This window comes from Salmonella sp. 3C (assembly GCF_025426275.1).
Taxonomy (GTDB): Bacteria; Pseudomonadota; Gammaproteobacteria; order Enterobacterales; family Enterobacteriaceae; genus Salmonella; species Salmonella enterica.
This window is the reverse complement of sequence record NZ_CP104858.1, coordinates 427,387-441,565: the sequence shown is the minus strand read 5'-3', so window position 1 is coordinate 441,565 and position 14,179 is coordinate 427,387. Positions and strand designations below refer to the sequence as shown.

The window sequence follows — 14,179 nt, the reverse complement described above, 5'->3', positions numbered from 1 at the left end:
CGCTGAATTTTGAGAAAAAGGAGAGTCTGAATGCAAGCAACAGTAAAACGGCGGCTGACGAAGGTCGCTTTAGCATTAGTAGTTGCCGGGTATTGCGCCGCGCCAGCGGTGGCGGCAAACGGTAATCTGAAATCGGGGCAGTGGCAGATTGTCTCTGAACAGACGGGCACCATTCAGGGTACGGTGCCGTGGATTACCCGTGCGGCGGATAAAACTGCGGATACCGACAAAGATCACGTAACGGTAACTATCGATCGCGGCGATCGTAAAATTGTGACCGAAGGCGATAAGCAGTTCCACGTTGGCGATAAGGTCACGGTGAACTGGGCGATTGGCGATACGGAAGGCGACCTGGACACCGACAACACGGCAACTAAAGCCACCGTGAAATGGGTGAGCTTTAGCGATCAGAATGGCAGCGACCCCAAAGATCTTGGTACTGGTGACAGTTATGAAATCCAGGCCGCTGATGCGGATCGTTATATCGGTATCAAAATCACGCCAACCACTACCACCGGTGACCCTGCCGTGGCAACCGAACTGCTGTTGAAAGACCTGTCGACCGATGCGGGCGGTGGTTCGGATGATGACGAAATTCCGGAAGGTCCGGTGGTGGATGAAAACGTCCATGTGGTTATTCATGAGAAAGATTCGAATACCAACCTGTTGAAGAATTCAGGGACGACACTCAAAACGAATACCACCTATCAGGTATTGCTGTGGAGCGATAAGAACGGCAACGGTACCTATGATGCCGGTGAAAACGTTACCGACCAGTATGACTACCGCTGGAAATTCGTCGGCACCAGTAAAATTGCAGGTACCGGTACCGGCGGTATCGTCAACGAAAGCTGGAACGATAAAGACCTTGTCATCCCTGTCACCAACGCCGAAGCGAAAATGGCGTTCGAGGGAGCAGACGGCGGCGTTACCGTGGGTAGCGACGGTGTCCAGGGCTTTGGTCTGTCCATCGACTACAAACGCAAATAAGTTGTCCTCAACATACCACTCCCCGCGGGGAGTGGTATTTTCCGCGCACTTTGCTTAGCCGCGCGCTAAGCAAAGTGGGTTGAATTACGACAGAGAATGAAAACGGGTGGCTATCGCTCATGGACAGGAATCGGCAAGTGAATAAAGTTGTACATTTCTTACTGACATTACTGATCATGTTTGCAGTGTCGATCGCACCTGCGCAGGCGCTATTGAAGGGCGGAACCTGGCAAGAGCTGAACTCAGTCACCGGTGCGGTTAACGGCACCGCGCCGCTGGCCGACGGCGCTATTATCCCCCTTTACCAGGGAAGTACGCTGCTTGACCCGAGCAAAACCCACGATATTGAATTCAGCGCCATGCCGCGCGATTTTAGCGCGGATGCTACCTCAACCTCGATGCGGGCGGTCAATTCCACCGATACCGAAGGCGATCTCTTTAGCGATCCGCCCACCATCGCCTGGGAAAACCGCCAGCCGCCCGCCATGGGCCTGGTATGGGCCGATGCCGCCACGCCCGACACGCCGCTCTCGCCGCAGCCGGTTCCGAACCTGACCTTTTGCGCCCAAAACCTCGCCGGGCGACAGCTGGTGGCCTGGGCGCAGGTGGAAGATGAAACCAACGTTCCCGCGCTGTGGCTCTTTACGAATACCGGGGTGCCGAATTATGCGACCATTCCGCTGTTAAGCCCGAAAGTGACGCTGAATATCAAACCAGCGGTGAGCGACCCTGTTTCTGTGAGCGGCGATCATGTCGATGCCAGTTTTGAAGCATCGAAAGTTAAGGTCGGAGAAAGTATTACTCTTACTGTCACCACCAAAGCGTGTGATGGCGAACCTGCGATCAATGCGCCGTTTGTGATCCGTCGCGAGGATGCAATAAATCGCCAGGGTGTGGTCAATAACGCTAACCCGGTGCGCGTTGGCAATACCGAGTTAACGACTGCGCAAACAGAATATCATGGTGTAACGGACGGGCAGGGCAACGCCACGGTGGTGGTAACGCAAGAGAACGGTCCGGGGGTAAAAACGCGACTTATCGTCTCTTCGCAAAACTATCCCACGCTGACCGACAATGTCGACGTCATTTTCACCACCATCACCAGTCCAGACAGCGATAAGGCCAGTATGTACGGCCACATGATAGAGAGCGCTACCGCGACGCTGAACGGTATAACCTACACCTTCACCCGCCCGAAGCTGGCGGCGGAAGCGAGCGGCGCTGACAAAAGCGTCGTCGATACCAACGAAACCTGGGCGCTGTTCGACTGGAACGGCGCCGATAACCATTGCAATATTCTGCCGGACGCCGAACAACTGGTGCAGATGCGACATGAGCACAGCACGCTGGCAACGTACACCGGCTGGCCGGCGACGGACGATGCCGAATACTGGTCGTCGACCAAAGATCAGATGAGCGGCTACCACGCTGCCGTACATATGAACAGCGCATCGGTCGTCAGGGCCGCCGACAGCGACACGCTGCTGGTCAGTTGTGTGGATAAAGCCCAGCCTGCGGCGCACCCGCAGATTACTCTCTCCCCACAAGGGCCGTATAAAGCGCAGGTGGGGGAGTCGATTGATCTGACGATGACCGTAGTTGACCGGGACACGCAAAAACCGCTGCCTTACCGCTACATGGAGCTGTTTATCGACCCGGCGAAAAACCGCAAAGGGGAACATCAGGACGCATGGGATAACCTGCGGGTCACCGTTGATTCCGAAGGTATGAGCGCCTCGTCGCCGGAGCACTATACCGGCGTGACTGACGTCAACGGCCAGGCGCACCTGACGTTAAAACATAACAGCGGCCTGGGCGTCGAAACGCCCATCCGCATCGTGATGCCGGACGACGAAGGCGGCAACGTCGAGCTGTCCTTTAGCGTAATTTTCACCGTGGTCACCAGCCCGGACGTGGACTGCGCCAACATGTGGGGCCATATGCGCGGCGTGGTGGACGCGGGCAACCTGTACAAACGTCCGCTGCTGGCGGTGGAGGCCAGCCATAAAGACGGCCAATTCAGCGAAAATAACGAAGAGTGGGCGACGTTTAACTCCGTGGCGTCGGCCACCGCGCAGTGCGGTGTCGGCCAGGTGCCGGATCAGTCGTCGCTGGCGCATTTGTACAGCGAACATGCGGGCGGACAGATGGAAAGCGAGCACGGCTGGCCGACTGAAGATTATTTCATCGCCGCCGACAGCGACGCCTCCGGGACGGTACACGTCAACCTCGAAAACGGCGATAGCGGCAAATTTACCGATACGCCCAACTACCTGACCTGCTCGGCCAATGAAATGGTGGCGGTGCTGGACGTCTACTTCAACGACGACCCGGTGATCAAAAACGCCGACGCCAAAGTGGGTGAACAGGTTAAGATGAACATCCATTCGCGCAACGCCCTTAACGGCATGGCGATCGGCAATACCGACTTCACCATCACCATGGCGAACGGCAAGCGGCGTGACGGGCTGACGACCGGCTTTACCGATACCAGCAACGGCGAGATGCAGTTTGACGACGTGGGCTACGTTGCCGGGCAGGTTTATCACGGGATCACCGACGCTAACGGCGATGCGACCATTATCCTCACCCAGAAAAAGGGCGTGGGGCTGCTGACGCCGTTAAATATTGCGCCCGTCGATTCATTAATCAGCACGCCGGTTTCCCGCAGCGTGAAGTTTACCGTCGCCACCAGCCCGGATACGCCAGCGGCCAAAATGTGGGGCCATATGGCCGACACGATTACCGTGGGCGACTGGACTTTTGAGCGGCCCAAACTGGCGGGTGAAGTGAGCAACCCGCTGCGTACCCAGGACGAGAGCAATGAGACCTGGGCGCGCGTGGCCCATAGCGACGCGGTGGGCAACCCGGATGCGGGCGGCTGCGCGGCGAACCGCCTGCCGCGCATCGACCAGCTTGAGGCGCTGTATAACGCCAACAGCGGCGGCAAGATTCACAGCATTCAGGGCTGGCCGACCTATCTTAACTACTGGTCGTCCACCTACCAGAGCGCCACCACCTGGAAACTGATCGCGCTGACGAACGGCAGTGAATTTGCCAACAGCAACGTCTCGATTTACGCCAGCTGCCTGGCCAGCGATAACCCGGTGGCGGCGTCCATCACCATTGAACCGGTCAATCCGTCGCAGTGGTACGACGGCAGCGACGTCCACGCGGTCAAAGTGAAAAAGGGCGAGACGATGCAGCTCAAGGTGACGGTGAAGGACGCCAGCGGCAACCCGATCCCGGAAGCGCCGTTTGTGCTCACCCGCGGCGACGGTTACGATCGCCGGGGCGAAAAGTATACCGCTCAGGACGGTGACGATCTGCAAGGCATCGTGACGCCCGTGGTGATCGACGGCGAATCGCTGGCATGGACCACCACCAAAATGGGGTCGCAGACCGGCACTGACGGCACCCGTATCATCAGCGTCACCCGCCCGGACACCCACGGCACCCGCACCGCGATTAACGCGACGCTGTATGAAAATGCCGCCGTGAGTGCCAGCATCGACACTATCTTTACCGTCGTCACCAGCCCGGATGTCAGCGTCGCCCGCATGTGGGGGCATATGGCGCCATCGCTGACGGCGGCGGATGGCGCGGTGTACCAGCGCCCGCTGCTGTACGCTGAGCTGTCCAGTACGGACAATACTGCGTCTAAGCAAGAAACCAACGAAACCTGGGCGGTTTTTCATGGGCCAGCCAGTGAAGGGGCCAATCCGGCCCGTTGCGCGGGGGCTATTACCCTGCCGTTGAGGCGCTGGATTCGCTCTACAGCAAATACCCGAGCCGAACGATAAATACCGCCCAGGGCTGGCCGGTCTACTATTCTTACTGGAGCGGATCGAACTCGACGTCATTTTCCAGCGGGGCAAAACTTGACTTCTATTACGCAGTCGATCTGGCTGATGGTTCGCGTCGGTCAGAAAACAGCGCGACCAGCACTGCCTGGCAGTATCAAATTTGCGCCACGACGCCGCTGCCGCAGGCCACGCAGATTACCCTCACCTCCCCGCAGGCGATGGATGACGCTATTCAGGCGGTAAAGGCGAAAAACAGCGAGTCGATCCCGCTACTCATCACCACTACCGATGCGATGGGCAACCCGGTGCCTTATGCGACTTTTTCGCTTAAACGCGACGCCGGGAAGGCGCGCAACACCGACTATAATAAATTTGTAGCCACTAACGGCACCAACATGACGGTGACGCCGCTCACCGGTGCGCAGCAACAGTTTTACTATGCCACATCGGTTCTGACCGGCGCCACCGGCGCGGATGGTACGCTGGCCCTGACGCTTGCCGAACCCGGCGGCATAGGGTTGAAAAACCAGCTGACCGCGAATCTGAACGATACGCCGACGGCGACCTCATCGCTGCCGGTGGTGTTCACCGTCCTCACCAGCCCGGACAGCGACAAGGCCAACATGTACGGCCATATGCCGGAGACCTTCACCGCCAGCAACGGTGCGGAGTTTAAGCGCCCGCTGGTGGCAGGCGAGCCCTCATCGGAGGCGCACACGGATACCTATTTCGAAACCAATGAAAACTGGATCATGGTGAATAGTTTTAATACCGGCAATTACGGCGGGTGTCCGATGAACCAGATGGCTGCGATAGATGATTTCACTGCGCTGTACAACGATCACCCAAGCGGCAAGGTGGCGACCGATATTGGATTGCCCGTCGGGAAGCGGTGGTGGGCGGGGGATAGCCTGCTGGAAGGCTCAACCCTTTACTGGCAGTATAAAGATCTCAAGACGGGGAAAAACTACAGCATGTCGGAAAACCCGGGTAACTACTACTTACAACTCTGCCTGACAACATCGCGCAGCGGGCTGAATATCGCGCTCTCTTCCGACGCATGGAACGCCGATAAATCAGCGGCTGTGGCGAAAAAAGGCGAAACGATACCGATGACGGTAACGGTGACTAACGACGCCGGGCAGCCGCAGGCCGGGGTGGCCGTACTGTTGACGCGTGAATACTCTTATTCGCGCGGTGCGGTGGATAAGCAATACATTGAACCAGGCGTGATTGGCGAGCCGGTTCCGTTTACAACTTCGCCGGCGAATATGATGCTGACGCCGGTTGCACCTGCGGGTACGGCAGTGGCGTTTAATAACCAGAATGGCCTCAGCACAAAATGGTCTGGCTTCACCGGCGATGACGGTAAGTTGCGGTTTACGTTAACTCAGGATAAATCGCTGGGGTTAAAAACGTCTGTCACGGCGGCGCTTGCGAATCAATTTGATGAGGCGGCGAGCGTGGATGCAATCTTTACGGTACAAACCAGCCCGGACACGCCGTATGCGTCATACTGGGGTCATATGCCGGATACCGTGCAGGTGAACGGCGTTACGCTGCGCCGCCCGTACCTGAAAGCCGAGCTCTCTGCCGCGCCCCGGGATACCTGGCCGTTTAATAATGAATTCTGGGGGACGAACTATTATTATCAGTCCGAACACGTGGAAACATCGCTGACACATCTTTGCGGATCGCAGGAAAATATAGCCTCGTTGGACGATCTGAAAGCGTTGCAGAGCGTTATCGGCACGTTGCAATGGCCGACGACATCATCCTGGGACTATGTGTCGCAAGATGAAGGTCAAAGCAATAAGTACTACTGTTCATTTAACGAAACGACCGGCCAGACAACCTGTACTCGTGAAAAAGCGACGACCTCGGGCTTAGGCTCGTGCCGGGTGCCGTAGTGAATGGGGAATGGGGCCGGGAGCGCGTTTGAATGTTGGGTGACGCTTTGCGGCGCCCAACCTGGGTATCCCTTGTAGCTGGCGCTGTTCCGGTAGCGATGTATTTTTACGTTTTTGTATTCATGGAATGAACTGCAACGAAATGGACTTTTCTCAGGTACGTCAGTGAAATCGAAAAAGTGTGTCGGTTTTTTACCCTGGCTGCTGCTATGCGCCCTCAGTTTAACGCCTTTCTTCGCGCAGGCCGTGCGAAGCAGCGGCGCATGGCAGGAACTCACTGAGCAAACTGCGGCTATTAATGGCACTCCGCCTCAGGCCGACAGTGTAACGATCCCGGTATATCAGGGCAGCGTGCAGTTGCGCTCTGATGCGGCGAATCCCGTTGATTACTCCGCGAAGCCCAGCCAGTTCAGCACCAGTGATGCTGGCAGCGCGCTGACCTTAACCAATCCGCACGACACCGAAGGCGATACCTTCGCCGTGCCGCCGCTGGTCTGGCAGGCTGAACGCGCGCCCACCGTCACGCTGGTGTGGGCCGACGCCGCCACGCCGGACACGCCGCTTGATCCACAACCCGTCAGCAATATAAGTTTCTGCGCGCAGAATCTGGCGGGCCGCCATCTGGTGGTCTGGTCGCAACTGGATACCTCAACCGCCATACCGCCGCTGTGGTTGCTTACCCGCACCGGCGTGCCTTATAACACGGCGGTCGAAGTGCTTGATCAAAAGTTTGCCGTGGATATCGCGCCCGCCGTGGGCGACCCGGTAACGCTCGCCGCCGATCATCTGGATGAGTCGCTCAACGCCGCGAAGGTCAAAGCGGGCGAAAGCATCATGCTGACGGTAACGACCAAAGACTGCGGCGGCGAACCGGAGGGCAACGTTGATTTCGTGATTACCCGCGGCGACGCGCAAAACCGCCAGGGCGTGGTAAACAATGCCGCGCCGGTGCGCGTCGGCAACACCGAACTGACCACCACCGCCACGGAATATCACGGTACGACCAACGCCGAGGGCGTGGCGACCGTGGTCGTCACCCAGGCGAACGGCCCGGGCGTTAAAACGCCGCTGATAGCGCACCCGTCGAGCGCGCCAGCGCTGAAAGCCAGCGTGGACGTGATTTTTACCACCCTCACCAGCCCGGACAGCAGCAGCGCCAACATGTACGGTCATATGGCAGAGACGTCCACCGCCACGGTGGACGGCGCAAGCTACACCTTTTACCGCCCCAAACTGGCGGCGGAAACCGACGGTGAAGACCGCACCGCCAGCATCAACAATGAAACCTGGGCGCAGTTCAACTGGGGCCACGCCGACGCGCACTGCGATATTCTGCCGGATGCACGCCAACTGGAAGGGTTAAAAATTGCGCGCGGCGATCTGGCCACCACCCTCGGCTGGCCGGTAGGGCTGACATCCGGTGATGAAGAGTACTGGTCCTCCTCCCAGGGATCGACTGCCACTGACCATATCAGCATTGATATGCGCAGCCGCGCCCTTACGCAGATGCCGGACGCCACGCAATCGCTGGTTAGCTGCGTGGATAAAGCCCCGCCTGCGGTCACGCCGAAATTAGTGATTAGCGCCGATAATTTTGATTCAACGGTCAACGCGGCGAAAGTGAAGGTGGGCGAAGAGATCAACATGAAGATCACCGTCACCGCCACCAATAAACCGCTGCCTTATCGCTACTTTAACGTCTACCTGGGCGACGAGCAAAATCGCCAGAATCAAAAGAACGCCGATATTGATAGCGGGCATCAGTGGACGGATGATCCGGTAATTATCACCAATCTGGCAGGCAGCGACGGCCACTATCATGGCGTCACCGACGCCAACGGTCAGTTCTCGCTGGTGTTGACTCAGGATAAGGGTGCGGGCGTATTAACCCCGGTGCGCGTGGTGCTGTTCGACGGCACGGAAGCGACGCAGAACGTGATTTTTACCGTCGTCACCAGCCCGGACGTGGCGCAGGCGCGCATGTGGGGCCATATGCAGGGCGTGGTGGAAGCGGGCAATATCTACAAACGCCCGCTGCTGGCAGAAGAGGCCGCGCAGGATACCGGTTCCGAATTTGAGAATAACGAATACTGGGCGACGTTTAACTCGGTAACGGCGGCGACGAACCAGTGCGGTACCGGCCAGGTGCCGGGGCAACTGCTATTGGATACGCTGTATCAGGCCCATTCCGGTAACGCGATGGAAACGACCTACGGCTGGCCGACGCAGAAACACAGATATATCGCGGCGGATACTGATGGTTCCACCACCGCGCACGTCAACCTGGCGACCGGCGCGGACAGCATGTTCAGCGGCGCCGAACCGAACTATCTCTCCTGCTCCGGCAATGAGTTGGTGACCAGTCTGGACGTTTACTTTAATGGCGATGAGTCGTTACGTAATGCGGTAGCCAAAGTCGGCGAACAAATCACGATGAACGTCCATTCCGTTAATGCGCTGAACGGGTTAAGTGTGCCCAACGCCAGCTTTACCGTCACCATGTCGCACGGCAAAAATCGCGACAACGCCACCACGGGCTTTACCGATCCCAGCGACGGAACGCTGGTGATGGGCGGAACGCCTTTCGGCTCTTCCCAGGCGTCGATGACGTACCAGGGCATGACCGATGCCGAGGGCAACGCCACGCTGGTGATTGAACAGCCGCAGGGCGTGGGCTTGCTGACGCCGTTGAGCGTACTGCCGGTCAACTCACTGATTACCACGCCCGTCAACCGCAGCGTGAAATTTACCGTTCCCACCAGCCCCGATACGCCGGAGGCGCAGATGTGGGGCCATATGGCGGACACGCTCACCGTAAGTGATATGGAATTCCAGCGGCCAAAGCTGGCGGCGGAAGCGACTGCCGCCACCCGTACCCAGGAGCAGGATAACGAAACCTGGGCGCGCGTCAGCCACGCCGACGCGCTGAATAACCCCAACGCCGGGGGCTGCGAGGCCGGCCATCTGCCGCGCGCCGATCAGCTTGCCGCACTGTATGCCTCCAGCGACGGCAATAAAATCCACACCGTATCCGGCTGGCCGACGACGTATGACTACTGGTCTTCCACCTTCGCCAGCGCCGCTACATGGCAGGCGGTATCACTGGCTGCGGGCGGCTATACCGCTTCCGGCGATGCGTCGGACTACGTGAGCTGTCTGGTCAGCAAAAATCCGACGGCGGCGTCTATCACCATTGAGCCGGTGGATGCGGCATTGTGGTATAACGCAAACAGCGAACACGCGGTGAAGGTGAAAAAGGGCGATACGCTCCAGCTTAAAGTCACGGTAAAAGACGCCGGCGGCAATCCGCTGCCGCAAGCGCCATTTGTGCTCAGCCGCGGCGATGGCTACACCCTCCAGGGGGAGAAACATATCGCCGGTAGCGGCGACGGCATCGTCTCGGCGGTGGTGATTGACGGCGATTCGCTCAACGACAGCGCCACCCAAATCGGCGGTATGACCGGTGAAAACGGCAGCAAAATCATCAACGTCACCCGCCCGGATGCCCACGGGACGAAAGTCGCGATTACGGCGGCGCTGTACAATAACGCCAGCGCGACGGCCAGCATCGATACTATTTTTACCGTGGTCACCAGCCCGGACAGCGACAAAGCCAAAATGTGGGGCCATATGCCGGAAACGACGACGGCGGCCAACGGCGAGGTGTTTAAGCGCCCGCTGTTATCGGCTGAAATCGCCAGCGGCGTTACCCACGGCGACAATACGGAAAACAACGAAGCGTGGGGAATCGTCGATTTTGAAATGGCGAACGACGCCTGCGGCGCGGGATACGTGCCGACCCTTGCCGATATGCAATCGCTGTACGACGCCAGGCCCGGCGGCGCCATAAATACCCAGCAGGGCTGGCCGCTGGATGGTAAAAACTACCAGGACAGCACCGCCGATTTGAGCCGGAGTACGCAAAACCGCTACGTTAAGTCGATTAATCTGCGCGACGGCGGCGTCGGTTCGCTATTGTGGAATGAACAACTCTATTTTGTCTGCCTGCAAAACGCCCATCCGGCGGCGACGCAGATAACGCTCACTTCGCCTGTGTATAACGACAGCGACGGATTCGCCAAAGCGAAAGTCGGCGAGACCATCCCGGTCATCATCACCACGCGGGATGCCCAGGGCAACCCGGCCGCCGACACGCCGGTTATCTTTACGCGCGGCGACAGCGTCGGGCGCGCGAATCAGGAGGTGAATAGCTCGGCGGCGGCGGATATACAGATAAACCACAGCGACGGGCGTAGCAGCGGCGCTAACTATTACACCGCCACGGGCGCCGACGGCACGCTGACGCTGAATATCAGCTAGGACAGCGGCGCGGGCTTTAAAACGCCGCTGACGGCGGCGATAGAACACAACGGCGTAACGAGCGCGCCGCTGCCAGTCATCTTTACCGTGGTCACCAGTCCGGACACGCCGAAGGCCAACTACTGGGGCCATATGGCGGAAACGCTGACCGACAGCAGCGGCGTGGCGTACAGGCGTCCGCTGCTGGCCAGCGAGTTTAGCGCTACGCCCGGCAAAACGCTGACCATCGCCAACGGCTACTACGACAAAGGCGAAACTTGGGGCATGATAACCGTCGATAAAGCCTGGAACGGCACCGGCGGCGGCTGTGGGCGCAACGCGCTGCCGACCGTAGCCAACCTCCAGACGCTGTACGGGACATACCCGGATAACGCCATGCGCAGCCGTAACGGCTGGCCGATGACCAGTTCAGGCAACAACAACGTCAGCCGCTACTGGTGGGCGGGGGATTACGTGATATCGTCAGACGGCACGCAGTCGCTCTACGCGGCGGTCAACCTGTTTAACGACGGCAATGATGTCAAAACGACGACCAGCACCTCGATGTACTACATGCAGACCTGTCTTGCCTCGCCGCGCAGCGCCGCCGCCAGCCTGACGCTGGCAGGCCAGGATGAAACCACCGGAAGCGCAAAGGCGAAGAAGGGCGAGCAGATGGCCGCCACCATCGACGTGAAAGACGCCGCAGGTCAGCCGATGAAAAACGTGATGGTGAAAATCAGCCGCGGATCTTCGTACAATCGCGCCAACAGCGCCACATCGTCCTCAAGCGTCACAGACGATATTACGCTGCGTAATGTGATGCCGTCCGGCCTGGCGACATACCTGCTGGATACCTCGGCGAAATATCTGTATGCGCAAACTGATGCCCAGGGACAGGTGACATTTACCCTTGCGCAGGACAGTACCGCCGGTTTAAAAACCACTATCAGCGCCGCCACGATGGACGGCAGCAACCTGACAGACAGCAAAGACGCAATCTTTACCGTAGTGACCAGCCCGGACAGCGATAAGGCCAAATACTGGGGCCATATGCCGGAAACCTTTACCAACAGTAAGGGGGTTGAATTTAAGCGACCGCTGCTGCGCGCTGAACTTTCTTCAACGGCGGACACGTCGGGTTATACGGAAAATAACGAGACCTGGTATACTTGGAGCCGTTATCCGAATATGTATCAGGACACCGCCAGCCCGTGCGATCGGCTGGGGTTGCCGACGGTAAATGATTTACAGACGCTATATACCGATTATCCCAATGGTGCACTCACGACAACGCTTGGCCTACCGGTGGCATCAGGAAAATATTGGGGGGCGGGTAACTCAGTACCGGATGCCACGCACTCAGACAGTCAGTTTCAGTATGTCAGACTCAGCGATAATAATACGCTGACAACCAAAGCCAATACCGCCACGGCGCAGCTTTGTCTGGCAAAGCGCCGGGACTTGTCGATAGAACTCACCTCCAGCGACATGGATGCGGATAAAGGCGCTCCAGTGGCGAAGAAGGGCGAGAGCCTGCCGTTGACCGTCACTGTGAGGGATGGTTCCGGCACGCCGCAGCCCAATACCGCTATCCGTTTGGGACGAACGCTTTCGATAGACCGGGCGGGTGTCGTTGATGGCAGTTCCGGCGGAGGCATGGTACTCACATCGGTTGTGCCGTCTACGGGCTCAATGACGTTTAACTGCACGGTATCTTCGTGCACAAGTTATTGGTATGGCATTACGGATGAGGATGGTAAAGCGCAACTCGAAGTGACGCAGGATGATTCCCGTGGCCTGAGAACACCGCTACAGGCGATGCTTGTCGACGATCCGCTGACAGTTAGCGATATGGACGTCATTTTCACCGTCATTACCAGCCCGGACAGCGATAAAGCCAAATACTGGGGACACATGCCGGAAACCGTGACCAACAGCGCGGGCGTGAAGTTCCGGCGTCCGCTGCTGGCGGCGGAGATGACGTCGAATAGCGGTACTTACCTGGTTAACAATGAAACATGGCCCTTAGTCACCGCAGCGAACACTGAAAAAGCGGGCGCAACCGGCTGTGATGCGGAATACCAGCCGTTGTCGGGCGATCTGCAAACGTTGTATAGCGACAATCCTAACGGCGCAATCGGTACAAATTACGGCTGGCCGGTGGCGGGGAACAAATCCTGGTGGGCGGCGGATCGTGCGCCGAATACCGGATATTACCAATTTATAAACCTGAATAGCGGCGGTAAGGGCACCGCCAGTTCATCGACTGCCACCGGCGCTCAGGTGTGTCTGGTCGAGCCGCGTACTTCTACTCCTGCCAGTATTACGCTGACCTCGACGGCGATGGACAGCGCGAAAAATGCGGCGGTAGTGGTGAAGGGAAGCGCGATGCCGTTAACGGTGACGGTAAAAGATAGCAGCGGTAACCCGGTCGCCAACGTCGGTTTTACGTTGTCACGTGGCGATTCGAAAAATCGGGCAGGTATGGTGATAACGGATGGCGACGTGGCAGCGGATGCCGGAGCAGACGATCTCATGCTTAAAGAGCTGACTCCCGCAAGCGCCAGCCAAAGTATGACCACCACCGGGATTGTCTTTACCGGCACTACCGGCAGCGACGGTACGGCAACGTTTACGCTTAATCAGGATAAAAGCCTGGGGTTGAAAACGCCACTCACGGTGAAAGTGACGGACAATACGACTCTTCACGCATCGCTGGATGTGATTTTTATGGTACTTACCAGCCCGGATACGGATAAAGCGTTGTTCTGGGGAAATATGTCGGATACGACATCCGTCAACGGAAAAACGCTGCATCGTCCGTGGCTTCAGGCTGAGATGCTGTCAGGCGTAACGCCAGTATTTACCAACGGAGTGCATGCAAATAACGAGTACTGGGCGATGGCGCATACGGTGGACAACACGAAATGGGATATTGCCAAACAGTGCGGTAGCCTTAGCAAAGCACCGGATAATAACGACCTGTTGACGCTGTATCATTCAATTAGCTCGTTAGGCTGGCCGACGCAGGGCTATCCCTATTTATCTAAATCAACCTCAAGCGGCGGCATGTATTGCGGCGTAGATGAGAATACCAAGAGTCAAAACTGCGCCATTAAGCCGGCAGGCTCAGCGGGTTATGCGACGTGCGTGGAGTAACGTATTATGCGT

1 protein-coding gene and 2 pseudogenes are annotated in these 14,179 nt (G+C 57.9%); all 3 read left to right on the top strand.

Annotated features, from left to right (window positions below; translation table 11 throughout):
- Nucleotides 1–30: 30 nt before the first annotated feature.
- The 3 genes and pseudogenes from N7E69_RS02010 to ratB all read left to right on the top strand — a co-directional run bounded on the left by N7E69_RS02010 (nt 31) and on the right by ratB (nt 14,167).
- Complete coding sequence (locus tag N7E69_RS02010; RefSeq protein WP_001149065.1) at nt 31–990, top strand: SinI family autotransporter-associated protein; 960 nt, start codon at nt 31–33, stop codon at nt 988–990.
- Nucleotides 991–1,109: 119 nt separating this feature from the next.
- Nucleotides 1,110–6,706 (top strand): annotated as a pseudogene (gene ratA / locus N7E69_RS02005) (DUF823/DUF824 repeat adhesin RatA).
- Nucleotides 6,707–6,871: 165 nt separating this feature from the next.
- Nucleotides 6,872–14,167 (top strand): annotated as a pseudogene (gene ratB, locus N7E69_RS02000) (DUF823/DUF824 repeat adhesin RatB).
- Nucleotides 14,168–14,179: the final 12 nt, after the last annotated feature.

Bases quoted from the DNA above. Each gene is read 5' to 3' on its own strand.
- N7E69_RS02010 (WP_001149065.1), top strand. From the start codon at position 31: ATGCAAGCAACAGTAAAACGGCGGCTGACGAAGGTCGCTTTAGCATTA.